The sequence below is a fragment of the Streptomyces sp. NPDC056296 genome (genome assembly GCF_042268605.1).
GTDB lineage: Bacteria > Actinomycetota > Actinomycetes > Streptomycetales > Streptomycetaceae > Streptomyces.
On sequence record NZ_JBHJRX010000001.1, the window covers coordinates 253,308 to 277,558 of the forward strand.

The 24,251-nt window shown below is 72.0% G+C and carries 19 protein-coding genes and 1 riboswitch; of the genes, 8 read left to right on the forward strand and 11 right to left on the reverse strand.

Going from position 1 to position 24,251, the window contains the following annotated elements:
* The first annotated feature begins 16 nt into the window (after positions 1 to 16).
* Positions 17 to 619 carry a flavodoxin family protein gene (locus ACFCZF_RS01265; protein WP_376669873.1) on the forward strand — a complete coding sequence of 201 codons (603 nt, stop codon included), beginning with the start codon at positions 17 to 19 and terminating at the stop codon, positions 617 to 619.
* Here the strand turns inward: ACFCZF_RS01265 and ACFCZF_RS01270 are convergent.
* The 4 genes from ACFCZF_RS01270 to ACFCZF_RS01285 form a co-directional block, all read right to left on the reverse strand.
* Positions 609 to 1,574 carry an ABC transporter permease gene (locus ACFCZF_RS01270; protein WP_376669874.1) on the reverse strand — a complete coding sequence of 322 codons (966 nt, stop codon included), beginning with the start codon at positions 1,572 to 1,574 and terminating at the stop codon, positions 609 to 611. The genes ACFCZF_RS01265 and ACFCZF_RS01270 overlap by 11 nt on opposite strands.
* The gene (locus tag ACFCZF_RS01275) at positions 1,561 to 2,547 is read right to left on the reverse strand and encodes an ABC transporter ATP-binding protein (protein ID WP_376669875.1); all 987 of its coding nucleotides are present in this window, start codon (positions 2,545 to 2,547) and stop codon (positions 1,561 to 1,563) included. Before ACFCZF_RS01275 ends, ACFCZF_RS01270 begins: the two co-directional genes overlap by 14 nt.
* A gap of 106 nt (positions 2,548 to 2,653) precedes the next feature.
* Positions 2,654 to 3,901, reverse strand: coding sequence for an outer membrane lipoprotein carrier protein LolA (locus tag ACFCZF_RS01280; protein ID WP_376669876.1), 1,248 nt, complete (start codon positions 3,899 to 3,901; stop codon positions 2,654 to 2,656).
* Between the two features lie 235 nt (positions 3,902 to 4,136).
* Positions 4,137 to 5,147: a polyprenyl synthetase family protein gene (locus tag ACFCZF_RS01285; RefSeq protein WP_375912628.1), complete on the reverse strand. Its 1,011-nt coding sequence runs from the start codon at positions 5,145 to 5,147 to the stop codon at positions 4,137 to 4,139.
* A 723-nt stretch (positions 5,148 to 5,870) separates the two neighbouring features.
* A riboswitch (cyclic di-AMP (ydaO/yuaA leader) is annotated at positions 5,871 to 6,038 on the forward strand.
* Between the two features lie 5 nt (positions 6,039 to 6,043).
* Here ACFCZF_RS01285 and ACFCZF_RS01290 point away from each other — a divergent pair.
* A complete protein-coding gene (locus ACFCZF_RS01290) occupies positions 6,044 to 6,544 on the forward strand; it encodes a transglycosylase SLT domain-containing protein (RefSeq protein ID WP_376669877.1) in 501 nt (166 codons plus the stop codon).
* A 65-nt stretch (positions 6,545 to 6,609) separates the two neighbouring features.
* Here the strand turns inward: ACFCZF_RS01290 and ACFCZF_RS01295 are convergent, their stop codons facing one another.
* Positions 6,610 to 7,419, reverse strand: a complete 810-nt coding sequence (locus ACFCZF_RS01295; protein ID WP_375912634.1) for an HAD family hydrolase — start codon at positions 7,417 to 7,419, stop codon at positions 6,610 to 6,612.
* A 296-nt stretch (positions 7,420 to 7,715) separates the two neighbouring features.
* Between ACFCZF_RS01295 and ACFCZF_RS01300 the strand changes: the two genes are divergently transcribed.
* From ACFCZF_RS01300 to ACFCZF_RS01310, 3 genes are all read left to right on the forward strand, one after another.
* Complete coding sequence (locus ACFCZF_RS01300) at positions 7,716 to 8,780, forward strand: GNAT family N-acetyltransferase (RefSeq protein WP_376669941.1); 1,065 nt, start codon at positions 7,716 to 7,718, stop codon at positions 8,778 to 8,780.
* Positions 8,781 to 8,808: 28 nt separating this feature from the next.
* Positions 8,809 to 10,146 carry a glycosyltransferase gene (locus tag ACFCZF_RS01305; RefSeq protein ID WP_376669878.1) on the forward strand — a complete coding sequence of 446 codons (1,338 nt, stop codon included), beginning with the start codon at positions 8,809 to 8,811 and terminating at the stop codon, positions 10,144 to 10,146.
* A gap of 101 nt (positions 10,147 to 10,247) precedes the next feature.
* Positions 10,248 to 11,003 (forward strand): polysaccharide deacetylase family protein, encoded by a 756-nt coding sequence (locus ACFCZF_RS01310; protein ID WP_376669879.1) that lies wholly within the window; start codon positions 10,248 to 10,250, stop codon positions 11,001 to 11,003.
* 6 nt (positions 11,004 to 11,009) lie between these two features.
* Here the strand turns inward: ACFCZF_RS01310 and ACFCZF_RS01315 are convergent, their stop codons facing one another.
* From ACFCZF_RS01315 to ACFCZF_RS01335, 5 genes are all read right to left on the reverse strand, one after another.
* Positions 11,010 to 12,149: a glycosyl hydrolase gene (locus ACFCZF_RS01315; RefSeq protein WP_376669880.1), complete on the reverse strand. Its 1,140-nt coding sequence runs from the start codon at positions 12,147 to 12,149 to the stop codon at positions 11,010 to 11,012.
* Positions 12,146 to 12,601, reverse strand: a complete 456-nt coding sequence (locus tag ACFCZF_RS01320) for a hypothetical protein (RefSeq protein WP_376669881.1) — start codon at positions 12,599 to 12,601, stop codon at positions 12,146 to 12,148. Before ACFCZF_RS01320 ends, ACFCZF_RS01315 begins: the two co-directional genes overlap by 4 nt.
* Before the next feature lie 19 nt (positions 12,602 to 12,620).
* Positions 12,621 to 14,453 (reverse strand): glycosyltransferase, encoded by a 1,833-nt coding sequence (locus ACFCZF_RS01325; RefSeq protein WP_376669882.1) that lies wholly within the window; start codon positions 14,451 to 14,453, stop codon positions 12,621 to 12,623.
* Between the two features lie 267 nt (positions 14,454 to 14,720).
* The gene (locus tag ACFCZF_RS01330; RefSeq protein ID WP_376669883.1) at positions 14,721 to 17,279 is read right to left on the reverse strand and encodes a lipopolysaccharide biosynthesis protein; all 2,559 of its coding nucleotides are present in this window, start codon (positions 17,277 to 17,279) and stop codon (positions 14,721 to 14,723) included.
* On the reverse strand, positions 17,272 to 18,546 hold the full coding sequence (locus tag ACFCZF_RS01335; protein ID WP_376669884.1) for a DegT/DnrJ/EryC1/StrS family aminotransferase: 1,275 nt from the start codon (positions 18,544 to 18,546) through the stop codon (positions 17,272 to 17,274). Before ACFCZF_RS01335 ends, ACFCZF_RS01330 begins: the two co-directional genes overlap by 8 nt.
* 402 nt (positions 18,547 to 18,948) lie before the next feature.
* Here ACFCZF_RS01335 and fahA point away from each other — a divergent pair, with 402 nt between their 5' ends.
* Together fahA and ACFCZF_RS01345 are read left to right on the forward strand one after the other, a co-directional pair.
* A complete protein-coding gene (gene fahA, locus ACFCZF_RS01340; protein WP_376669885.1) occupies positions 18,949 to 20,181 on the forward strand; it encodes a fumarylacetoacetase in 1,233 nt (410 codons plus the stop codon).
* Positions 20,182 to 20,423: 242 nt separating this feature from the next.
* The gene (locus ACFCZF_RS01345) at positions 20,424 to 21,362 is read left to right on the forward strand and encodes a M56 family metallopeptidase (protein WP_375912657.1); all 939 of its coding nucleotides are present in this window, start codon (positions 20,424 to 20,426) and stop codon (positions 21,360 to 21,362) included.
* A 21-nt stretch (positions 21,363 to 21,383) separates the two neighbouring features.
* Here the strand turns inward: ACFCZF_RS01345 and recQ are convergent, their stop codons facing one another.
* Positions 21,384 to 23,405, reverse strand: a complete 2,022-nt coding sequence (gene recQ / locus ACFCZF_RS01350; RefSeq protein WP_376669886.1) for a DNA helicase RecQ — start codon at positions 23,403 to 23,405, stop codon at positions 21,384 to 21,386.
* Positions 23,406 to 23,605: 200 nt separating this feature from the next.
* Between recQ and ACFCZF_RS01355 the strand changes: the two genes are divergently transcribed.
* Positions 23,606 to 24,199, forward strand: a complete 594-nt coding sequence (locus ACFCZF_RS01355; protein ID WP_376669887.1) for a Uma2 family endonuclease — start codon at positions 23,606 to 23,608, stop codon at positions 24,197 to 24,199.
* Positions 24,200 to 24,251 lie beyond the last annotated feature (52 nt).

A 24,251-nucleotide genomic window follows, 5' to 3' on the forward strand; every position in this document is an offset into this window, starting at 1 on the left:
ATTCCAGGGAGATCTCATGGCCCGCCGCTTCCTCTTCGTGCTGGGCAGCAGCCGACCCGACGGCAACACCGAACTGCTCGCCCGCCGCGCCGCCGAACAACTGCCCACGGACGTCGAGCAGACGTGGATCGACCTGGCCGAGCATCCGCTGCCCGATTTCGAGGACCTGCGGCACGACAGCGACCACCTCCGCCCCACGGAGGGCAGCGCGGGCCTGCTGCTCGACGCCACGCTCGCCGCCACGGACATCGTGATCGCCTCGCCGCTGTACTGGTACTCGCTGTCCGCCCCGGTCAAGCGCTACCTCGACTACTGGTCCGGCTGGCTGCGCACCCCCGGCCTCGACTTCAAGGCGACCCTGGCCGGCCGCACCCTGTGGGGCGTCACCGCGCTCGCGCATCAGGAGCAGGAGGTCGCCGACCCGCTGATCGGCACCCTGAGCAACTCGGCGGCCTACATGGGCATGCGCTTCGGCGGGGTACTGCTGGGCAACGGCAGCAAGCCCGGTGACGTCCTGAAGGACACCGAGGCGCTGGCGGGCGCCAAGACCTTCTTCGCACAGGAGGCGCCGCTCGCCCGTTTTCCGTACGAGCAGACGGACACCGTGCCTACGAGGTGATGTCCTTCGCCGTGAACCGCGCCCAGGCCGCCGAGCCGAACACCGCCGCGTAGAGGGCCTGGAGGCCGAGGTTCCGCACCAGGTCGTCCCAGTAGACCGGTTCGCGCATCAGGTCGGCGAAGGACAGCCAGTAGTGCGAGAAGAAGTACGGCTGGAGCGCGTCGAGCTGCGGGATCTGGTCGAGGATCTGGACGGTGATCAGCAGCCCTACCGTGGTCGCCATCGCCGCGACGCCACTGCCGGTCAGGGTCGAGACGAACAGGCCGAGGGCCGCGACACCGATGAGCGAGGCGGCCACGACCAGGGCGATGAGCAGGGCGCGGCCCAGGCCCTCGGCGTAGGTGATCCGGGTGCCGGAGATGGTGGTCAGTTCACCGACCGGGAACAGCAGCGCCCCGACCGCGAGCGCCGAGACCGCGACCACCAGGGTGGCGGCGAGGCAGAAGGCGATCACCGTGGCGTACTTGGTGAGCAGCAGCCGGGTGCGGCCGGCCGGGGCGACCAGGAGGTAGCGGAGCGTGCCCGCGTTCGCCTCGCCCGCGATCGCGTCGCCCGCGACGACGCCGACGGCCATCGGCAGGAAGAACGGGAGGGTCGCGGCGAGCGCGGTGAAGACCAGGAACAGACCGTTGTTGCTGATCTGCGAGATGAACGCCGGGCCCTCGCCGCCACCGCCTCCGCCACCACCGCCGAACGACGCCCCGTCGCTCGTCTCGATCTTCACGGCGATCCCCACCAGGACCGGCACGGCGGCCAGCACGCCCAGCAGGGCGAGGGTGCGCCAGCGCCGGAAGGTGATCAGCAGTTCGCTGCGGAGCAGCCCGAAGGACCACAGCGGGCTCGGGGCACGCACCGCGGGCCGGGGTGCCTCGGCCCGCGCCTCTGCCTGCGACGACTCGGCCCGCGAGGACTCGGCCCGTGACGTGTCAGCCCCCGACGTGTCAGCCCGCGACATCGAAGCCCTCCCCGGTAAGCGCCACGAACGCGTCCTCCAGGGAGGCGCGTTCCACTCCGAAGCCGCGGACGCGGACACCGGCCGCGACCAGGGCGGCGTTCAGGTCGGCGAGGTCGCGGTCCGGTGGCTCCGCCGTCACCCGGTCCTCGGCGACGACCACGTCCCCGGCCCCCTGTTCCTTCAACACCCTGGCCGCCTCCCCCGCGTCCGGTGTGGTCACCACCAGCCGGCCGCGCGCCCCGGCCGCCAGGTCGGCGACCGCGCCCTGGCTGATCAGTCGCCCCTGCGTCATCACGGCGGCGTGCGTGCACACCTGCTCGATCTCGTCCAGCAGGTGGGAGGAGAGGAAGACGGTCGTGCCGTCGGAGGCCAGTTCGCGCACGAGCGCGCGGATCTCGCGCATGCCCTGGGGGTCGAGCCCGTTGGTCGGTTCGTCCAGGACCAGCAGGCGGCGCGGCTGGAGCAGCGCCGCGGCGAGCCCGAGGCGCTGCTTCATGCCGAGCGAGTACGCCTTCGCCTTCTTGCCGGCGGCGGCCGCGAGGCCCACCCGATCCAGCGCCGCCGCGACACGCTCACGCCGGGTGCGCGGGTCGGCGGCCGGGTCGGCGGCGTCGTAGCGCAGGAGGTTGTCGCGTCCGGAGAGGAAGCCGTACAGGGCGGGGCCCTCGATGAGGGCGCCGACCTGGGGCAGTACGGTGCGGGCCGCGCGCGGCATGGGCCGGCCCAGGACCCGGGCGGTGCCCGAGGTGGGCTCGATCAGGCCCATCAGCATGCGGATGGTGGTGGTCTTGCCGGAGCCGTTCGGGCCGAGGAAGCCGAAGACGCTGCCCGCCGGGACGGTCAGGTCCAGACCGTCGACGGCGAGCTGTCCGCCGCGGTAGCGCTTGGTGAGCGCCCGGGTGGCGATGACGGCGTCGTCCGCGCCGTCCCCCTGGTCCGGGCTCTCCGCTTCCGTGGCGGACGCTTCGGCCATCGGCTCCCTCGCTTCGTCGTAGCTGCTCCGTGCCATACGCCTGACGCCTGCCTGACGGCTGACGCCTGCCTGACGCCTGAACCTGCCTGACGCCTGCGCCTGACGCCTACTGGGCCGCGTCGGCCGCCTTCACCAGTGCGTCCTTGGTGACCGCACCGGCGTAGACCTTGCCGTCGTCCGTGATCAGGGCGTTGACCAGGCGGGTCTTGAAGACCGTGCCGGAGCCGAAGTCGCCCTTGACCTGGTCGCCGAAGGAGCCGAGGAAGCCGCCGAGGTCGCCGCCCGCGGAGGCCGTGGGCAGGCCCTGGCCGCCGGTGTCGAAGGTGGCGATCGAGTTCCAGCCCTCGCCGATGACCTTCAGGCCGTCCGTCCCCTTCAGGCCGTCCGTCCCCTTCAGGCCCTCCATCTCCTCGGCGAGGTCACCCTCGGCCTCCCGCCCGTGCTCCGGCGCCTTGGCCACCTCGTCGCCCTCGGTGACCTTCGCACCCTTGGGCGGGGTGAAGTCGAACGTCGACGCGTCCGGCTTCGCGAAGCTGACCTTGGTGAAGCCCGCGTCCACCACGGCGGCGCCGCCGCTCGACGGGGTCAGCGTGAACTTCAGCGGCATGCCGGTCTCGGCGTCCACCGCGACGCTGATGGCGCCGACCGTGGAACCCTCCTGCTTGGGCTTGATCACCAGTCGGTACGCGTCCCGGCCGGCCACCTGCGCGGTGCCGTCGACGGTCACGGACGTGGTGTCGTCGACCGCCTTGAGAGCCTGGTCGGCGAAGTCCTTCGGGGTGGCCGGCACCTCCTTCTCCGGCTGCTCGGCGCTGCCGGACGTGGTGGAGTGGTAGACCTCGTTGGACTCGCTGTCGTAGCCCCAGACGTCCTTGCCGTTGTGGATCAGGCTGTACTCGGCGGCGTTCTCCAGCAGCGACAGCTTCTGCCGGTCGGGGCCGTCGGCGGCGACCCGCAGCGTGTGGGTGCCGGACACCAGCTCGGTGAGCTTGGCCGACGGGTCGGCGGCGGAGCCGTCCTCGTCCCCTCCCGAGCCCGGACCGCCGGACATACCGGACATCAGGCCGCTCTCCAGGCCGCCGAGGTCCGGCAGACCCAGGTCCGTGCTGATCTTGACCGTGCCGGACAGCTGCTCGACGTCCGACTTGGCGATCTTCTCTATGAGCTGCTCCGCGGTGACCTTCGGAAGGTCGGGGTCCCCCGAGTCGGCGAGCGCGGGGACGAGCCCGATCGTCGCGGCCGCCACTCCCATCACCGCGACCGGGACGACGTACCGCGCGGCCCTGCGCCGTCCGGCGCGCAGGCCCTCGCCCTCCCCGGCGGTCGTGTTGTCGTCGGAATCGATCGGTGCCATGTGTGCCCTACCTCCGTCGTCGGCGGCGGCTGTCTCACGACCTCGCGCTCGTTCACCCGTGAGCCGCCATTCTCACCCGAATCGGTGAGGATTGGTGTTTCCGTGGTGTCCATCTGACCAAATCGGCCAAGCGGAATCGTCAGACCGCGGGCTCAACTCCGCCTACTCCTGCGGGATGACACGGAGGGAGTGCGACTCCCCCGGCCCGTAGGGGGCGGGGTACGCGACCGGGCGGTCAGCCGGCCCGGTGCACCACGGCATCGCACAGCTCCACCAGCGCGGACTTGGCCTCGCACTCCTTGAGCGGGGCCAGCGCCGCCCGGGCGTCCTTGGCGTACCGGACGGTGTCCCGCCGCGCCTGCTCCAGCGCGGGGTGGGCGCGCAGCAGCCGCAGCGCCTCCGCGTGCCGCGCGTCGTCGCCCAGGTCGGAGTCCAGCAGCTCGCACAGGGCGATGTCCTCGGCGAGCCCCAGCCGGGCCGCCCGCTCGCGCAGCCGCAGCACCGGGAGGGTCGGGATGCCCTCACGCAGGTCGGTCCCGGGCGTCTTCCCGGACTCGTGGGAGTCGGAGGCGATGTCCAGGACGTCGTCCGCCAGCTGGAAGGCGACGCCGAGTCGCTCGCCGTACTGGGTCAGCACGTCCACGACCGTCTCGTCCGCGCCGGACATCATCGCGCCGAACCGGCAGGAGACCGCCACCAGCGAGCCCGTCTTGCCGCCCAGCACGTCCAGGTAGTGGTCGACCGGGTCCCGGCCGTCCTGCGGCCCCGCCGTCTCCAGAATCTGGCCGGTGACGAGCCGCTCGAACGCCAGGGCCTGCACGCGGACCGCCTCGGGACCGAGGTCGGCGAGGATCTGCGAGGCGCGGGCGAACAGGAAGTCGCCGGTGAGGACCGCGACCGAGTTGTCCCAGCGGGTGTTGGCGCTGGCGACGCCGCGCCGTACGGCGGCCTCGTCCATCACGTCGTCGTGGTACAGGGTGGCGAGGTGGGTCAGCTCCACGACGACGGCCGAGGGCACGATGCCGGGGGCGTAGCGGTCGCCGAACTGGGCGGAGAGCATCACCAGCAGTGGCCGGAAACGCTTACCCCCGGCCCGCACCAGATGCTGGGCGGCCTCCGTGATGAACGGAACCTCGCTTTTGGTTGCCTCAAGCAACCCTTCCTCGACAGCAACCAATCCGGCCTGGACATCGGCTTCCAGAGCCTGGTCCCGCACGCTCAGCCCGAACGGCCCGACGACGGTCACGAGGGGTCTCCTGTCTGCTGGTGTCTACTGGCGATTACCTGGTTTGTCGATAGGTCGCTGCCACCACTCAAGTCAGCGTATCCGGTCACCTTTCGATCACCGCTAGCGCCCACCGTTACAGGCCGGTCGGTATCGGATCATGCGCGGTATGTTTTTGATCAGGTGATATGAGCAGATATTGATCGCCATCACCGGGGGCCGAAACCCGCCGTCGAAGATCACATCACCCCTCCCAACGGCCCGCACGCCGAATACGTCACCCGCTCGGATCACCCCGATCCCGCCCCGATCCCGCCCCACTCCCGTCCCGATCCCGTCCCGAACGGATGCCCGCACAGCGCGCGGAAACACCGACCGGAGCGGGGCCGGAGACGAGACGCGCAGGACGGCGGGCCCGCCCGGCAGCCGGCCGAGACCCGAAGCCCTCCTGACCTGTGGCCGATTGACTCCAGGTTGGCCCTAATGCCCGATTTGCCAGCCTTGTTGAAGCCCGTGAGTTGGCTCACTCCGCCCCACCTGGAGGCAACCCCGCCGCCGACTGTGCCCTCCCTTTGCCCCGCAAGCCAGTTGAGCCTTGGCAGCCGCAAAGGATCAAGCGCCTCAAACACCTCAGACCAAGGTCAACAGGCGCGTTGGGTGATTCCTGCACTTGTTTCGGACATGTGCTCTCGCATACGTTCCCGGCCTGTCGGGCGGACGCCGAATCCTGCCACCGCCCGGACGCACAGTCATCCGCCAACAAACTCGCAGGCAGGAGCGGGGGACCCAGGTAAGTCGCCGCACCGGTCACCACCGGAGCGGCTCGGGGTGAAGCCGTGCCCGTCAGGGCCCGGCCGGGCACCTCCCCGCCCGAACCCGACAGCTCACCTCGCAGGCGTAAGGAGAGGGACTCAAGCATGTCTGCCAACGGTCAGAACCGTCACGCCCGCACCACCCGCCTCGCCCGGAAGCTCGCCGTGGCCGGCACCGGCGCCGCCGTGCTCGCCCTGCCGCTCATCGGGGCCACCAGCGCCTCCGCGGCCACCCCGGCCGCCGCCACGACCGCCGCGACCGCCACCACGGCGGCGACGACGTACCCGGACAACCTCGACGGCTGGATCCGGGAGTCGCTCGACATCATGGCGCAGCACGGCATCCCCGGGTCGTACGAGGGCATCCACCGCAACATCATGCGGGAGTCCTCCGGCAACCCGATGGCCATCAACAACTGGGACATCAACGCCATCAACGGCACCCCGTCCAAGGGCCTGCTCCAGGTGATCGCCCCGACCTTCGAGGCCTACCACGTGCCCGGCACCTCCTGGGACCCGTACGACCCGGTCGCCAACATCACCGCCGCCTGCAACTACGCGGCCGACCGGTACGGCTCGATGGACAACGTCTTCGGCGCGTACTGAGCCGCACCAGAGGCTCTGAGCCGTATCAAGAGGCTCTGAGCCGTATCAAGAGGCTCTGAGCCGTATCAAGAGGCTCTGAAGATCCGTTCGAGGACGACGGCCACGCCGTCGTCCTCGTTCGTCGTGGTGACCTCGTCGGCCACCGCCTTGAGTTCGGGGTGGGCGCCCGCCATGGCGACACCGTGGGCCGCCCAGTCGAACATGGGGATGTCGTTGGGCATGTCCCCGAAGGCGATCGTCCGCCGCCGGCCCACGCCCAGGCGCTCGGCGGCCAGCGCCAGGCCGGTGGCCTTGGTGATGCCGCACGGCTGGAGCTCCACCGTCCCCGGACCCGACATCGTGACGGTGGCGAGGGAACCGACCACCGCGCGCGCCGTCGCAGCCAACTCGTCGTCGGACAGCTCGGGATGGCGCAGCAGCACCTTGCTGATCGGCGCGCTCCACAGCTCGTCGCGCCGCTCGACCCGCACCGCGGGCAGCGTCGGGTGCGGCATCAGGTAGCCCGGCTCGATGAGCGTCAGGCCGTCGACACCGTCCTGGTCGACCGCCGCGTGCACCTGCCCCACCTCGGCCTCGATCTTGCCGAGCGCGGTCTCGGCCAGCTCCCGGTCCAGGGTGACCGACCACAGCATCCGGTGCGCGCCGGCGTCGTACACCTGGGCGCCCTGGCCGCACACCACGAGCCCCGTGCGGCCGAGGCGGTCGAGCAGGGGCCGCACCCGGGGCGCCGGCCGCCCCGTCACCACCAGATGCCGCGCACCGGCCTCGGACACCCGCGCCAGCGCGGCCAGTGACCGGTCGGACACGGTGTCGTCGCCGCGGAGCAGCGTGCCGTCGAGGTCGGTGGCGACGAGTGAATACGCGGTGCGGTCCATGATCAGAGAATACGGACACCGCACCTGTCCGACTCACCCGCGATCGCTTCCGAACGAGGACGCGCGAGGTCCGCACGAGTCCGCACGAGTGCGGCAGGACTGCGCACGAGGACGCACGTTCGTGTCCAAAACCTGGCACATCATCGGCTTCATCGGCTAAGGCCGGTTAAAGGCCTGTGCACCGGTTGGCAACAAGATGGTCCGCTACCTACCGGCCGGACGGCCCCCGGGGGTACCTTCCTTCTGTCCAGGGGGGACTTGATCGGGGGGTCGGGTTGAACAGCGGACGTGTGCGTGTGCTCAGGCCGGAGGAACTGGGCGAGGGGGAACGGGAGCACTGGCGCGAGCTGCGCGCCAAGTCGACGGCACCACGCAATCCGTTCATGGAACCGGAATTCACCGACGTCGTGGGCCGGGTGCGGCCGCGGGCGCGGATCGCGGTGGTGTACGACGGCGGTGAGGCGGCGGGTTTCCTGCCGCACGAGCGCGGACCGCTGGGCCAGGGCCGGGCGATCGGACTCGGGGTGTCGGACTGCCAGGGGGCGGTGCTGCGCCCGGGCCTCGCCCCGGACATCCGCGAACTGCTGCGGGCCTGCTCCCTGTCGAGCTTCGCCTTCGACAACCTGGAGGCGGAGCAGGAGCTCTTCGTGCGCCACGCCGCCGAGGAGCACACCACCTACGTCATCGACGTGGAGAAGGGCTACGGGGCGTACGAGAGCGTGCTGCGCGACGGGTCGCCGAAGTTCCTCAAGACCACCCTCGCCAAGGAACGCAGGCTCGGCCGTCAGGTCGGGGACGTGCGCTTCGTGTTCGACGAGCGGGATCCGGCCGCGCTGCGCACGCTCATGGAGTGGAAGTCGGCGCAGTACCGCAGGACGGGACGCCGGGACCGGTTCGCGCAGGAGTGGATCACCCGGCTCGTCGGGCGGCTCGCCAGGACCCGGGCACCGGAGTGCACCGGCACGCTGTCCGTGCTCTATGCCGACGGCCGGCCCGTCGCCGCCCACTTCGGACTGCGCTCGGCGACGGTCCTGGCGTGCTGGTTCCCGGCGTACGACCCGGAGTTCGCCAAGTACTCGCCGGGTCTTGTGCTCCATCTGCGGATGGCCGAGGCAGCCGCCGCCGAGGGCATCGGCATGCTCGACATGGGGCGGGGCCCCGCGGAGTACAAGGACGCGCTGAAGACCGGTGGCCTGCCCGTGTACGAGGGGGCGGCGACGCGAGTGGGGGCGGGCGCCGCGCTGCACTGGCTCGGCCGCGAGCCGGCCCGCCGCGCGCACGGCTTCGTGCGCGACCGGCCCCGGCTGGCGTCGCTGGCGGTACGGACGTTGAGGGGCGCGGCCCGGCTGCGCCGGTCGTGACGGAGGGCAACCACGAGGGGGTGGGCGCATGGCCGGTGTGCGGCGTGCGTGGCAGGAGACACGGACACGTCAGGAGATAGAGGGGTTCCTGAGCATCGGGCCGGTGCAGGTCGCCGAGCTGGATCTCGGCCCCGGGGAAGACGGGCGGGCGGCGGGCGCCGAGGGGGCGGAGCTGAGACCCGGGCCGGGCAGCCCGCCGGTGACGTCCGGCGCGGTGTTCCTCCTGGTCAGACGGGCGGGCCGACCCGTCGGTACCGTGCTCGGACAGGTACCCGAGGGCGCGGATCCCACGGAGGTACTGTCCGGGCTCGCCCGGAAGCTGCCGCAAGGGGCGCCGCCCGGGCCGTTGCCCCGGCCGCCGTCCGCCAGTGTCGTGGTCGCCACCCGGGAACGCGCGGACCAGCTCGCCCGCGCGCTGGACTCGCTGCTCGCGCAGGACCACCCGGACTTCGAGATCGTCGTCGTCGACAACGCGCCCGTGACCGGCGAGACCCGGGAGCTGGTCGAGCGCAAGTACGGCGAGCGGGTGCGGTACGTGTGCGAACCGGTGCCCGGACTCGCCATCGCCCACAACCGGGGTCTCGCGGCCGTACGGGGCGAGGTGGTCGCCTTCACCGACGACGACGTGGTCGCCGACCCCCGCTGGCTCAGCGAGCTGACCGCCCCCTTCGCCGCCGACCCGCGCCTGGGCTGTGCCACCGGGCTGATCCTGCCCGCGCGGCTGCGCACCCCCGCCCAGGTGCTCCTGGAGAGCCACGGCGGCTTCGCGAAGGGGTTCACCCCGCGGACGTACGACCCCGGGCACCCGCCCGCCGACGAGCCGCTGTTCCCGTTCACCGCGGGCCGGTTCGGCTCCGGCGCGAACATGGCCTTCCGTACGGCCGTGCTGCGGACGGTCGGCGGCTTCGACCCCGCGACCGGCGCGGGCACGCGCGCGCGGGGCGGCGACGACCTCTACGGCTTCGTGCGCGTCCTCGCCCAGGGGCAGCGGCTGCGCTACACGCCGCACGCGCTGGTCTGGCACCACCACCGGGAGACCTGGCGGGACCTGGAGACCCAGGCCTACGGCTACGGCGCCGGCCTCACCGCGTATCTCACGGCGATCCTGGTGAACCGGCCCGCGCTGCTGCCGGCCTTCCTCGCCCGGGTGCCGGGCGGACTGGCGCACGCGCGGGGGCTGACCGCCGTACGCGCGACCGGCGACGGTGCGGACGCGGCGGCGGAGGGGCCGGGCGGGCACGACTCCCGTACGCATCCCTGGCCGCGGCGCCTGTCCCGGCTGCAGCGCCGGGGCATGCTGTACGGCCCCGTCGGCTATCTGCGGGCCCGTCGCGCCCTGCGTACGGTCGGACTGGAGGCGCGATGAGTGAGGCGTCCGGGGCGCGAAAGGGCGTGCCCTCAGCGGGCGGGGTGGGTGGGGCCGGCGGGGCTGGCGGGCACATACCCGTCTTCCTCTACCACGCGGTGATGGACGATCCACCCTCGTGGATCGCCGAGTTCACCGTCACCCCGAAGGAGTTCGCCGCTCATCTGGACGCGATCGTGGACAGCGGCATGACACCGGTCACGATCAGCGTGCTCGCCGACCACCTCGCCGGGCGGGCGCCCCTGCCGCCCCGGCCGGTGCTGCTCACCTTCGACGACGGCTTCGCCGACCTGCCCGGCCCCACGGCCGAGGCGCTGGCCGAGCGTGCGCTGCCCGCCACCGCCTATCTCACCACCGGAGCCATCGCCCCGGGCGGCCGCAGTCTGCTCCCCCCGGCCCCGATGATGACCCTGGACGCGACGGTGGAGCTGGAACGTTCCGGCATGGAGATCGGCAGCCACACCGTCACCCACGCCCAGCTCGACACGCTGTCCGCCAAGGGTCTGGCGTACGAACTGCGCACGTCCAAGGCCGTACTGGAGGACGCCCTCGGGCATCCGGTCCGCCACCTCGCCTACCCGCACGGCTACAACAGCGCGAAGGTGCGGTCGCTGTCGGCCCGCGCCGGGTACGAGACGGCGACCGCCGTGCGGCACGCGCTCAGCTCCGACCGCGACGAGCGGTACCGCATCGCCCGGCTCATCGTGCGGCGCAGCCACACGGTCGCCGACGTCGAGGCGTGGCTGGCGGGAGGGGGCGTCCGGATCGCCCCCTACCGCGACGGGCCGAGCACGGTCGCGTGGCGGTGGTACCGGCGGGGGCGGGCCATGGTGCGGGGGCCCGAGTTCGCCGGCTGACCGCGGTCACTCGCGGGGCTGGTTGAGGTGGGGGTCGGCGACCACCTCGCGCAGGCTGGCCCACGCCCGGTCATTGGCCACGGCCAGATCGCAGTGCGGTCCCGGGTCGCGGTAGTTCCACTGGAGGGCGGCCTTGACGCCCTCCAGTTCCTTGAGCACGCCGGGAACCTGCGCGTACCAGTCCGCCTGCCGGTCCGGCCGCTTCGGGTCGGAGGCGCTGCCGAACTCCGAGAGCATCAGGGGCTTGTCGTCGGAGAGATTGGCGCGGATCCAGTCGTGGGTGGCGTGCTGCGTCTGCGCGAAGCTGAGCCAGTCCGTCTTGTGGCAGAGGTAGTAGTTGTACTGGTTGTAGCCGATCCAGTCGACGTACTCGTCGCCCGGATACATCTTCTCGAACAGGTCGGCGTGGTCCAGGTAGCCGGTGATGATCCAGGTCCACACGACGTTGTCGACGCCCAGCTCGCGGAACCGGTCGTGGATGTGCCGGTAGGCCCGCACGTAGTCGGCCGGTGTGCCGTTGTCCGGGGTGCGGGTGTCCATCTCCAGGTCGAAGGAGAGGAACACCTTCTTCCCCGTGCGCTGCCCGTACTCCTTGATGCGCTGGGCCTGCACGTCGATCACGGAGTCGTCCAGGTCGCCGGCGGCTATCTGCTTCCAGGTGGGCTGCTGCTGCTTCGTACCGCCCCACCACTTGCTCTCCCAGGACAGCAGCAGCATGCGGTCCTCGCCGACGCGCTGTTCCTGCTCGGTGAGGAGCTGACCTTCCAGGCGGGTGTCCGTGACCGCGGACATGTCGTGGTACGTGTACACGATGTCGAGCTCGCGCCCGACGTTCTTCTCGTACGCGTGCACCTTCTCGGCCAGGTCGGACTTGTCGTGCGGCACGAAGGCACCGAACCAGGCGCCGCAGGGCGGTTCGAGGAGCTCGGTCGGACGGCACTTCGGGTCGTCGGCCGGGTCGGCGGGGCCGGAGGCGTCGCGCAGGGCGAGCACCGCGACCAGGACCGCGCAGGTGGCCGTGATGGATGTGATCAGCAGTCGGCGCCGGCCCGGTCCCCCGCGGTCCTTGGGGGCCTTGGGCCGGCGGTGCTGTCCGGTCGTCGTCGAGTCTCCGGCCGTGCGGCGAGCGGGACGGGCGAACCTCACAGAGTGGAACCCTTCCGTGTCCTCGGCGCCGCCCCCGGCGCCGTGCTGGGCGTCGGCGGGGAGGCGCGCAGGCGCGGGCAGAACGCGGCGAGCGTGGTCAGCAGGGTGAGTGTCAGCAGGACGCGGTCCCCGCTGAAGGCGTGCGCGGCTATCAGCACCGTGGCGACGAGCATCGCGGCGCTCACGCTCAGCAGGACGGCCAGCATCAGCCGTTCCAGCAGGTCGGAGTGGCGTTCGAAGGCCGCGTCCCGGCGCTCGACGGGCGCTTCGGCACGGCGGGCGCGCAGCGCGGGGCCGCAGATCCCGACCAGGGCGGCGCCCGGCCCGACGGCCAGGAACGCGGCGACCGCCGCGCCGCGCAGTGGTGAGCCGCCGGGCAGGGCGAGCGCGGCGAGCGCCAGCCAGCCGGCGAACGGGGGCAGCATACGGATCACGAGGTCCTGCGGTGTCATGGCTGACTCGCTCCCCTTCTCAGCTCGCCGGTTTCAGGACGTAGAGCACGCCGGCGCTGTTCTCGGCGACCAGCTCGAACTTCGGTGACGCCGCCACGGACTCCCGTACGCGCTCCAACTGCGCCTTGTCCAACTGGCCGTTCATCTCCGAATTGGCCGTCTGCCCCTGGGTGAGCAGGAAGTAGGCGCGTGCCGGTGCTTCCACGGCGGCCATGTCGCTGGCCAGGACGGCGGCCGGATTCCGGACGATCTCGTCGACGTGGCGTCGCTCGTCGTCGAGGAACCAGTAGTGGTCGACTCTCCAGTACTGCTCGTAGGCGAGCGGGTAGTTCCGGTTGGCGGCGACGACCAGGGAGTCGTCGGGCGCCTGGTCGAAGAGCTGCTGGACGAGGGCCACTTCCCGGGGCGGGAAGTAGTTGATGCGGTCCTTGCCCGAGTAGCTCGGTACGAAGGCGAGGGTCCCGGCGAGCAGCACCAGCGGCGGCACCCACACGCCGTACCGCGACGGGGGCAGGGTGGGCAGTGGGAAGCGGCGGCGCCGGGCGGTGGCGGCCGGCGAGCGTCCGCCCGTCTCCCGCGCGGCGGCGTCGGCGGCCAGCGTGCGGACCTTGGGCAGCAGCGCGGCGGCGGCGAAGAAGGCCGCGCCGGGCAGCGTGAACATCAGGACCCGGAAGATCATCTCGCTGCCGTAGCTGCTCGCCACGAACATCGGCAGCGGCGCCGCGGCGACCAGCAGCAGCGGCAGCGCCCGGTGCCGCAGGACCCGCTGGCGCAGTACACCCACCAGCGCGAGCAGGAGCACGGAACCCGACAGCAGCCGGGCCGCCCAGGAGGTCGCCACCGCTCCGGTGCCGGTGGGGGTGGCCCCGTACCCGGTCTCGACGTTGGCGCCGACGTCGCCGATGGAGCGAATCATGTCCGGCATGGCGGCGGACAGGAAGGGCAGCGCGGCCGTGAGGCACCAGGCCAGGAAGATCACGACCGTCGTGACCGCCGGGACCCAGTGGCGGTAGCGGCGTGTGAAAGCCAGCGCGACGAGCGTGACGACGAGCATGCCGGGTGTCAGCTGGTGCGAGACGACGATGGCGGTGACCAGCACGCTGAGCAGTACGGTCCACACGGCCTGCCCCTGCCGACCGCCCCGCCCGCCGGAGCGGCCGTAGCGGCGCAGTACGACCGCGATGACGCCCAGGTGCAGGACGAAGGCGACGGACTGCGGCGAGAAGTAGTCCTGACCCACCCAGTTGCCGACGCAGAACAGCCATACGCCGGTCCAGATCAGCCGCCGGTCCTCGGTGAAGGTCCGGTAGATCAGCAGCAGCGGGAGGAGCAGCAGCACGCTGGAGACCAACGGCCACCAGGCCATGTACATCGCGGCGTTGTCCACACCCAGCAGCCGCACCAGCGCCGCCTGGGCGGCGAAGAAGCCGGGCCACTGGTCGTAGACGGCCATGTCGCCGAGCTGGTCCGCGGTCTGGAGACCGCCGGACGTCAGCAGGTGGTCGATGACCGCGTCGTGCTTCCACGCCCACGCGTAGAGCGGGGTCGGGTAGAGAACGGCCTGGGTGGCCCGCTCCATCACCAGCAGCCCCAGAACGTACGCGAGCGACCAGCCGTTGCGACGGCGCGGGTCGCGGACCGTGCACCAGAAACCCGCGGTGAGCACCGCGAGGCCGGCCCAGAACGTGGGGTGCAGGGCGCTGACCAGGCCGTAGTCGTCCAGGGCGGACACGTCGGTGTGCCGCATCGCGTAGACCCACAGGGCGAGGGCGACGAGGAGGGGCACGGCCGGCCAGGCGGCGGCCGCGCGGGCCGGCCAGGCGGCTGGAGTGAGGTCGGACAGATCCGTCACGGGCAGCTCGGCGGCGGAGCCGGGGGGCTCCGGGGTAGGGAGACGGTGGGCGCGTGCGGTGGTCCTCCGGCCCGGCCGGGCGGACGCTTCGTCCGAGGTCGTGGTGGCCGACTCCTGCGAGGTGCGGGGCTCCCCGGCCTCCGGCGCGTCCTCGTTCGTCGCGTCCCGGGTTTCCTGACCGGGCGCGGGCTCTGGTGCGGATCTCTCCCGTGGAGTTGCTGGCGGACGCACGACGGTTCCCCCCTGGCTCTTCGGCTCTGTGCTTGATCAGTCCCTGGACATGCCGTTCGGTCTGGTGCGGTGCGGGAGCTCCGTCAGGCCTGTCGTGTCCGTCGTGCCCCTCATGAAGGCCGGGTGGCGCAAGGACAGGAGCAGGACGACGAGGACGAGCAGCAGGAGGAGAGGCGGCGCGATCGGCGCGAGCTCCTGACGCCAGACCCAGCCCCCCACCGCGACGAGATACAGAACCCCCCAGCGTCCCTGCCACGGCAGCCGGCCGCCCGCCTTCCCCAGCAGCAGCCACAGCGGTACGAGACACAGCAGATGCAGGACGAGCGGAGCCCAGCGCAGTAGTGGGCCGGGCCCGTCGAGCCCCGCCGCTTCCGCGATAAATCCGGCCGTCTCGGTGTATAACGTCCCACCGACCGCCTCCGGTTCCCGCCCGAGCGCCACGGGCGCCGCGTGCAGGGCCAGTACGGCGGCACCCAGTGCGCCACCGGGCAGCCACGGGTCGGGCGAGGCGCACAAGGTCACGGACGCCACGAACACCAAGAGCATCAGGGCCCCCGCGACCAGCGCCGGCAGAGGAAGCCCCCGCAACAGCTCCTGCCCGGTGAGTTCGGCCCCGACCTCGGAGGCGCCGCCCAGCCACGGCAGGTCGCGCGACGCCACCAGGAAGACGACGGTGGCGACGCCGAGCAGCAGCCACAGGGCAGGCCTCAGACGCCGCTCGGGGATCGCCCCGATCCCGCCGTCGTCACCCTCTCCGAAGTCGAGGCCCGAGTTCGCGTGGGGCACAGCGGCTGCGTCTGGCCCATCGGACTCGTGGGGAGCAGCAGTCGCGTCTGGCCCATCGGACTTGTGGGGAGCATCGGGCACGTGGGGCGGACCGGATGTGTGGGGCGGATCGAGCGCGTGGGGCCCATCAGACGCATCGGGCTCAGTGGCCGCATCGGTCAAGTCCGGCGTCGGGTCCTGGCCGGACGGGGCTCCGGTCTCGGCGTCGGGGTGCCGGGGCCGCCGGACGATCACCGCGAGGGTGTCCGCCTCCAAGGCTTCCCGTTCGTACCCCGGGCGCCCTATGAACAGGGCGACGGTGTCGTCCCGTGGCGCCTCGTCGGACCGCCCGTGCTCGTACGCCGCCCGGCGCGCCCAGCTCGTGCCGTACCCGGCGGTGGCGTTCAACTGGGCCCAGTGGGTGCCGTAGGAGGTGCCGGGACCCGGCTTCCGCACGCCCCGCAGCCCGATGCCACCGGAGGCGTCCGAGCCCCGGGGCCCGCCGGAACGACCGGCTCCGTCACTGCCGCGCAGAGTGGCCCGCAGGCCGGGCACACAGCCGACGGCGACCACCGTCATGCCCCCCAGCACCGCCCAGCCGGCGCCCGCGATCCCGGCCGGGCTGAAGAGCATCGCCGCGCTGCCCAGCACGAGGACGCACATGGTGCCCTGCACGGCGGCGAGTACGCCGGTACGCCCCTGGACGCGCAGCACGCCGATGTACAGCTCGACCACGATCCTCGGCAGCGCCCCGATGGCCAGCAGCCGCAGCACCGTGGAACCGTGCTCGGCGTAGTCCTCGTCGAAGGGCGCGAGGATCTGCGGCGCGAAGACGACCAGGAAGAGCACCACCGGCACCAGCAGCAGCGTCATGCGGCGCAGTGCTCCGCGGACGCCGTCGGCGAGGCGTCGCGGGTCGTGCGAGGCGTGCGCGGTGAGGGAGGAGGCCATGTTGATGGCCATGAACTCCATCGTGCCGCCGACGGTGTACGCCACGTAGAAGTAGCCGTTCTCCGCGGCGCTGAAGTTGACCGCGACCATCACCGGCAGCAGGTTGATCATCGCCAGGCTGAACACCGCGCCCAGCGAGTCCCCGGCCAGGAACCGCCCCATCTCACGGACCTTGGGCGGCTCCACGTCGTGGTCGGCGGCGGCCTGGCGCGGGATGAGTCTGCGGAAGATCAGCCAGCCGAGCGGCAGGGTGGAGAAGGCGATGGCCACGGCCCAGGACACGAAGATGCCGAGCACCGGCACCGTGGTGGCGAAGAGGGCCAGCAGGATCAGCTTCCCGACCGAGAACACCGCGTTCCCGGCGGGCACCCACTCCGCCTTGCGCAGCCCGGTCAGCACGCCGTCCTGGAGGGTGAGCAGCGCCCAGGCCACGCACGCCGCGACGAACAACGCCCCCGCCTCGGCGGTGCCCAGCGGGGCGTACGAGGCGCCCCACAGGTCGAGGGTGAGCAGGAAGACGACGGCGGCCACGGCGACGACCACCGAACTGGCCGCGTACGCACGCCACACCAGCGGCCCGGTCGCGCGGCCGGCCCGCGGTACGAAACGGACCACGGCGCCGATCATCGTGGTCGCCGTGATGCTGGCGAGCAGCCGCATGGCGGCGATGGCGGCGGAGCCCTGCCCGACGGCCTCCTCCGAGTAGTAGCGGGCGGCCACGAGCCAGAAGCCGAGGCCGAGCACGGCGGAGACGCCGGTGCTGAGCATCAGGAAGTAGGCGTTCTTGAAGAGCGAGTCGCCTCCGTGCCCGCTCCCGGACGGCGTCGGGCCGCCGCCCGCGGGTGCCGACGCGGTCTCGTGCACCTGGGTCTCAGCCACCGGTCGGAACCAGCCCTTCCGGTGCCTCGGCCGGTCGTACTCCGGACTCCTCCAGCGCGGCGACGGCCGCACGGGCGCGCAGCGGATCCACGGGCAGCGCGTGCCGCGCGAACCAGCGCGCCCCCTCGGGAGCGGGTGACGGGTCGGTGAAGGCGGCGCCCGCGTAGTCGTCCAGCGGCGGGTCGTAGAGGTAGCCGACGACGATGCCGCGCCGGGCCAGCGCCCGCACCGCCGCGCCCCGGTCCGCCACGAGCAACGGCACGCGGAACAACGGCTGTGTCGCGCCCGGTGATCGGGTCCTCGCGCCCTCCCACCCGGCCGGCGCAGCCCAACGCGTCGACAGCAGCAGCTCCGTACCCGCACGGCAGTCGGCGAGTACGTCGTCCAGCCGGTCGAGTCCGCGTCCGATGCGCCCGAGCCGGAACCGGCCGGCGCGCAGCCGGTAGTCGTGCATGTCGACGCGGACCCAGGGGTCGTGGGCATCGAGGGAGTCCTGGGCACCGAGGTCGGGGGCCGAGGCGACCGCGCGGGCCAGCTCCTCCGGACGCAGCGGCATCCGGATCTCCTCCCGCTCCATCAGCCCCAGCAGCCGCATCGCGGCCCAGGCGGCCCGCCGCAGCCGCAGCCCCCGTACGGCGGCCTCCGCGTACGGCCGTACGGCGTAGGCGAGTTCGGCCGTCGTACGGCGCGGCAGCAGCAGGTCGTCGCAGGCCTTCTCCAGCGTGTCCCGCAGCCCCGGGTCGGCGACCGCGAGGATTCCTCCGGCTTTGGCGCCGACGTGCTTGGACAGGCTGAAAACGGAGGCGTCGCCCCAGGCGCCGACCGGCCGGCCGCCCACCTCGCTGCCGATGGCGTGCGCCGCGTCCTCGAACAGCGGGATACCCAACGCGTCGCAACGGGCCCGCAGTCCGGGCGCCGGGTCCGGGTTGCCGTACAGGTTGGTCGTCACTACGGCGGACAGCGAGCCCCACAGCTCCTCGGGCACGGCATCGATGTCGATGGACGCGTCCGACGGATTCAACGGCGCCTGGACCGGCCGCAGTCCGGCCGCGAGCACGACGAAGAAGATGACGTCGTCGTTGACCGGCGACATCAGCACCCGGCCGCCCGGCGGGCACCAGTGACGCAGTGCCGCGTACAGCCCGAAACGGCACGACGGTACGTACACGCATTCCCGGCCGAGTCGGCTGCGCATGGTCTCTTCCAGCCGCTTCCTCGGCTGCGAACCATTCCGCACCGAACCCGGACCGGCCTCCCCTGTGGCCATCCGCCCCCCTGGTGTGCCATCGAAGGCCCCCTCCCCGAGGCCTTCCGGCACCCGCCCAGAGTCGCCCCGTTCGCACCGCTCCGTCAAGATTGCGTACCGGCCTGTGGACAACTTCCCGTACACAAGCGGAAGCGGAGCGCCACATCTCCGGCCGTCCGCGCGGGCGTACGCGGGCGGCGAAGGTGCCGCCCCACCGGTCACTCCCCCGTCTCCACGCACGGGCGCCCGGACCACTCCCCGCACGTCAGCACACCTGAACGCGCCTCCCCCGCCACGCACCGCCACCTCCCGACGCACTGCCCAAGACCGGGATGTCACCCGTAACGTGTGGCCCGGCCACGAACCACGTGGCGCACACGGCGCGCACGGCGCATGGCGAGCACGAAAGCGAGGCAGCACCCGATGCCCCCCTTCGATGTCCCCGAGGGCGACCCCTTCGGCCCGCACAACCTTCCGTACGGCGTGTTCTCGATCCCCGGCAGGCAGGAGCGGACGGTGGGCGTCCGGCTCGGCGACCACGTCCTCGACGCCGGCGCGGCGGCCCACGCACTCGGATCGCCGTACGCCTCCCTGCTCGCGCGGCCCACCCTGAACCCGCTGCTGGCGGCCGGCCGCACCGCCTGGTCCGACGTACGGCGCGCGCTCACGGCATGGGTGACGGTCCCCTCCCACCGCGAGACCCTGGAACCCCTGTTCCACCCGCTGTCGTCGGTGGCCCTGCACCTGCCCTTCGAGGTCGCGGACTACGTCGACTTCTATGCCTCCGAGAACCACGCCCGGAACGTCGGCCAGATCTTCCGTCCCGACGCAGCCGACTCCCTCACCCCGAACTGGAAGCACCTCCCCATCGGCTACCACGGCCGCTCCGGCACGGTGGTCGTGTCCGGCACGGACGTCGTGCGGCCGTCCGGGCAGCGCAAGGCCCCCACCGACACCGCTCCCGTCTTCGGCCCGTCCGTCCGCCTCGACATCGAGGCCGAGGTCGGCTTCGTGGTGGGCGTGCCGTCCGAGCTGGGCAGCCCGGTGGCGCTCGGGGACTTCCGCGAGCACGTCTTCGGGCTCTGCCTGCTCAACGACTGGTCCGCGCGGGACGTCCAGGCCTGGGAGTACGTCCCCCTCGGCCCGTTCCTCGGCAAGTCCTTCACCACCTCGGTGTCGGCCTGGATCACGCCGCTGGACGCCCTGGAGGAGGCACGGGTGGCCCCGCCGGAGCGCACGCACGAACTGCTGCCCTACCTCGACGACACGGACGGGGAACTCGACGAACCCGGAGGCTACGACCTGCGGATCTCCGTCGCCGTCAACGGCCACGTCGTCTCCGAGCCGCCGTTCTCCACCATGTACTGGACGGCCGCCCAGCAACTGGCCCACATGACCGTCAACGGCGCCTCGCTGCGTACCGGCGACCTCTACGGCTCCGGCACGGTGAGCGGACCGACCGACCGGGAGCGCGGGTCCCTGCTGGAGCTGACCTGGAACGGACGCGATCCCCTCGAACTTCCCGACGGCAAGCGGACGTTCCTGGAGGACGGCGACGTGGTGACCCTGTCCGCCTGGGCACCGGGGCCGGGCGGCATCCGGGTGGGACTGGGCGAGGTGACCGGCCAGGTGGCCGCGCCGCGGGCCGAACGGTAACCACACGACTCCCGCGGCTCCCGCGACTCCCCCGCGCTCGGATCCGTTGCCCGTCAGGTCCTGACTCACACCGCCCGTCACCGTCATACTGGCGTCGGGCGGTGTGCGCGGCATGCTCGCACCCGCGCGACGAGCACCGTCACGCCGGCCCGACCGCAGCCGCACCGCAGTCGCACCACTGTTCGCACCATCGCCCCACACAGCCAGAGCCGCCCTTCCGACCAGGATCCGGAGCCCGTGGCATGACCCTCTGCCTGCTCCTGCTGTTCGTCGTCGCCGTGACCGCCGCGGTACCGGTGCCGCGCGCGCTGACCCGGTCCGCGTGGCCCGAGCGGGATCCCGTGGTCGCGCTCTGGGTGTGGCAGTGCCTGGTCGCCACCGTCCTGCTGTGCTGTCTGACGGCCCTCGCCCTCGGCGCCGCCGCCGTCTTCGGCACCGTACGCGCCCAGCTCTTCGCGCCGGCGCCGCCGGCGGTGACCGCGGCCTACAACCTCTCCGCCGGCCCGCCCTGGGCGGCCGCCCTCACCCTCCTGCTGGCCGGCGGCGCCGCCTGGACGACCGCCATGCTCGCCCGCGAACTCGTCGAGGCCCGCCGACGGCGCTCCCACTCACGCGCCACCCTGCGCGAACGCGCCCCTGACCTGCCCGCCGGACTCCCCGCCGCCCGCGGTCCCCTGCTGGTCCTGGAGGACGAGTACCCGGACGCCTGGTGGATGCCCGGCAACCCGCCCCAGCTGATCGTCACCACCGGTGCGCTGCAGCGCCTCACCGACCATCAGATCGACGCCGTCCTCACCCACGAGCGAGGCCACGCCCGGGCCCACCACGACTGGCTGCTGCACCTGTCCACCGCCCTGGCCACCGGCTTCCCGCGGGTCCCGCTGTTCGCCCACTTCTGCGACCAGACCCACCGCCTGGTCGAACTCTCCGCCGACGACACCGCCTCCCGCCGCTGCGGCCACCTGACCACGGCCCTGGCCCTGATCGAGCTGAACCAGCACCGCGGCGTCCTGTCCTGCTCCTCCAGCCACCGGCTCCTCGGCGAACGCGTCGACCGCCTCCTGGAACCCTCGCCCCGCCTGCTCCCCCGGCACCGGGCCCTGACCACGGCGACAGCCGCTCTGATCCCCCTCCTTCCGCTGCTGATCACCTTTGCCCCGGGCCTGACGGCGCTGGCGTAGGGAGCCGCGCGCTCCCGTCGCCTATATCCAGTCGTCGGGCTCGGGCTCCGGCTCGTGTTCGGGCCAGTCGTCCGCGCCGGAACCAGAATCAGAACCAGAGCCTGATCCGGCCGACGGGCCGCCCGGCACGGGCGCCGTGGCCGTGGCCGGTCCGTTCAGCCCCGCCAGCACCGCGAGCACGCCCTCGCCGTACGTCGCCAGCTTCTTCTCGCCGACCCCGCTGATGCCTCCGAGCTGCCCGATCGAGGTGGGCCAGGCGGTGGCGATCTCCCGGAGCGTGGCGTCGTGGAAGATGACGTACGCCGGAACGCCCTGCTCGCGGGCCTGCTCCGCGCGCCAGGCGCGCAGCGCCTCGAAGGCGGGGAGCAGTTCCTCGGGCAGTTCGACCGCGGCGGCCTTGGGCTTGCGGTCCCCCCGTCCGCCACCTGCCGACCGGGTCGTGGCCGGCTTCTTGGGCTCCTTGCGCAGCGGCACCTCCCGCTCCCGGCGCAGCACCGACCCGCTGGTCTCGGTCAGCACCAGCGTGCCGTACTCGCCCTCGACCGCGAGCAGTCCCTGGGCCAGCAGCTGCCGGGCGACGCCCCGCCACTCGCCCTCGGTCAGCTCCTCGCCGATGCCGAACACGGAGAGCTGGTCGTGGTCGAACTGGATCACCTTGGCGGTGCGCTTGCCCAGCAGGATGTCGATGATCTGCCCCGCGCCGAACTTCTGCCCGCGCTCCCGCTTCAGCCGCACCACCGTCGACAGCACCTTCTGTGCCGGGACCGTGCCGTCCCAGGTCTCCGGGGGCGTGAGGCAGGTGTCGCAGTTGCCGCAGCCGGCCGGGTCCGGGTCCTGCCCGAAGTAGGCGAGGAGCTGGCCGCGGCGGCACTGGGCGGTCTCGCACAGGGCGAGCATCGCGTCCAGATGGGACTGGGCCCGGCGGCGGAACGCCTCGTCGCCCTCGCCGGACTGGATCAGTTTGCGCTGCTGTATGACGTCGTTGAGGCCGTACGCCATCCAGGCGGTCGACGGCAGGCCGTCCCGGCCGGCACGGCCGGTCTCCTGGTAGTAGCCCTCGACCGACTTGGGAAGGTCCAGGTGGGCGACGAATCGCACGTCCGGCTTGTCGATGCCCATGCCGAAGGCGATGGTCGCCACCACGACCAGGCCCTCCTCCCGCAGGAACCGGGACTGGTGCGCGGCCCGGGTGCCCGCGTCCAGGCCCGCGTGGTAGGGCACGGCCTCGATGCCGTTGCTCGACAGGAACTCGGCGGTCTTGTCGACGGAGTTGCGCGAGAGGCAGTACACGATGCCCGCGTCGCCGGGGTGTTCCTCGCGCAGGAAACTCAACAGCTGCTTCTTGGGATCCGACTTCGGCACGACCCGGTACTGAATGTTGGGCCGGTCGAAGCTCGCCACGAAGTGCCGCGCGGCCGGCATGTTCAACCGCTCGGTGATCTCGCTGTGCGTCGCGTGCGTGGCCGTCGCCGTCAGCGCGAGCCGGGGTACGTCCGGCCAGCGCTCGCCGAGCAGGGACAGGGCGAGGTAGTCGGGCCGGAAGTCGTGGCCCCACTGCGAGACGCAGTGCGCCTCGTCGATCGCGAAGAGGGAGATCTTGCCCCGGGAGAGCAGGTCGAGGGTGCCCTCCAGGCGCAGCCGCTCGGGCGCCAGGTACAGCAGGTCCAGCTCGCCGGCGAGGAACTCGGCCTCCACCACGCGGCGCTCGTCGAAGTCCTGCGTGGAGTTCATGAAGCCGGCCCGCACACCGAGCGCCCGCAGCGCGTCCACCTGGTCCTGCATCAGCGCGATCAGCGGCGAGACCACGATGCCCGTGCCGGGCCGGACCAGGGACGGAATCTGGTAGCACAGCGACTTGCCGCCACCGGTCGGCATGAGCACGACCGCGTCGCCGCCCGCCACCACGTGGTCGACGACCGCCTCCTGCTCACCGCGGAAGGCCTCGTACCCGAAGACCCGGTGCAGCGTGGCCAGCGCCTCGCCACCCACGCCGGTCACCTGCGCTGTCTCTGCCATCTCGCCGATCACGCCCGTCCCGCCCATCGTCCCGTCCCCCGTACGTCCTGCTGCGCCCGTCCGGCCCATCCGGTCTGTCTGGTCCGCCCTGTCCCGACCACTGCCTCAACGATAGGGGCCCGCGCCGACAGCCTCGGAGTTATCCACAGGCTTCACCCGTCGCCGATCGTCACCAGCAGATAGCCTGAAGTGACATCCGACACTCCTATCACTGGGAACTCACAAAAGTGGCAACCGAGGCCTCCCTCCCCAAGTGGCCGATCCCTCCTGCCGAGGGCTGGAGCGCTGACGATCTGGACCGCCTCCCCAACCTGCCGGCGCATACGCAACTGATCGACGCCGGTCTTGTGTTCCCTTGCCCGCAGTCGGTCATCCACGAGCGAGCAACGTCCTTCTTCGGCCGACAGCTCTCCGTAGCCGCACCTCAAGGGCTCGATGTCCTGTGCAGGTTCACTGTGGACGTGGACCGGCAGAACAGGCCGGAGCCGGACGTGCTGATGCTGCGGGAAGAAGCACTGACGAGTCCCGACCAGACCCGGGTCCCGGCATCAGCCGTCGTACTGACCGTGGAGGTCGTCTCACCGGACTCCGTCTCCCGCGACCGCGAGACCAAGCCCCTGAAGTACGCCCGGGCGGGCATCGCGCACTATTGGCGGGTGGAGAACGAGAAGGGCCTCGCCGTCGTCCACGCCTTCGAGCTGGAGCCCACCACCGGCACCTACGTCGGCGTCGGCATCTTCCGTGAACGCATGAAGGTGAGCGCGCCCTTCCCGATGGATCTGGACCTGACCGCCATCAAGGCCCGTCGCGGCGGCGAGTAGACCCTGGACAGACGCGGCGGCGGCCCCGCACCCCCCGAGGGCACAGGGCCGC

Bases quoted from the DNA above. Each gene is read 5' to 3' on its own strand.
- ACFCZF_RS01265 (WP_376669873.1), top strand. From the start codon at position 17: ATGGCCCGCCGCTTCCTCTTCGTGCTGGGCAGCAGCCGACCCGACGGC.
- ACFCZF_RS01270 (WP_376669874.1), bottom strand. From the start codon at position 1,574: ATGTCGCGGGCTGACACGTCGGGGGCTGACACGTCACGGGCCGAGTCC.
- ACFCZF_RS01275 (WP_376669875.1), bottom strand. From the start codon at position 2,547: ATGGCCGAAGCGTCCGCCACGGAAGCGGAGAGCCCGGACCAGGGGGAC.
- ACFCZF_RS01280 (WP_376669876.1), bottom strand. From the start codon at position 3,901: ATGGCACCGATCGATTCCGACGACAACACGACCGCCGGGGAGGGCGAG.
- ACFCZF_RS01290 (WP_376669877.1), top strand. From the start codon at position 6,044: ATGTCTGCCAACGGTCAGAACCGTCACGCCCGCACCACCCGCCTCGCC.
- ACFCZF_RS01295 (WP_375912634.1), bottom strand. From the start codon at position 7,419: ATGGACCGCACCGCGTATTCACTCGTCGCCACCGACCTCGACGGCACG.
- ACFCZF_RS01305 (WP_376669878.1), top strand. From the start codon at position 8,809: ATGGCCGGTGTGCGGCGTGCGTGGCAGGAGACACGGACACGTCAGGAG.
- ACFCZF_RS01310 (WP_376669879.1), top strand. From the start codon at position 10,248: ATGGACGATCCACCCTCGTGGATCGCCGAGTTCACCGTCACCCCGAAG.
- ACFCZF_RS01320 (WP_376669881.1), bottom strand. From the start codon at position 12,601: ATGACACCGCAGGACCTCGTGATCCGTATGCTGCCCCCGTTCGCCGGC.
- ACFCZF_RS01335 (WP_376669884.1), bottom strand. From the start codon at position 18,546: ATGGCCACAGGGGAGGCCGGTCCGGGTTCGGTGCGGAATGGTTCGCAG.
- fahA (WP_376669885.1), top strand. From the start codon at position 18,949: ATGCCCCCCTTCGATGTCCCCGAGGGCGACCCCTTCGGCCCGCACAAC.
- ACFCZF_RS01345 (WP_375912657.1), top strand. From the start codon at position 20,424: ATGACCCTCTGCCTGCTCCTGCTGTTCGTCGTCGCCGTGACCGCCGCG.
- recQ (WP_376669886.1), bottom strand. From the start codon at position 23,405: ATGGGCGGGACGGGCGTGATCGGCGAGATGGCAGAGACAGCGCAGGTG.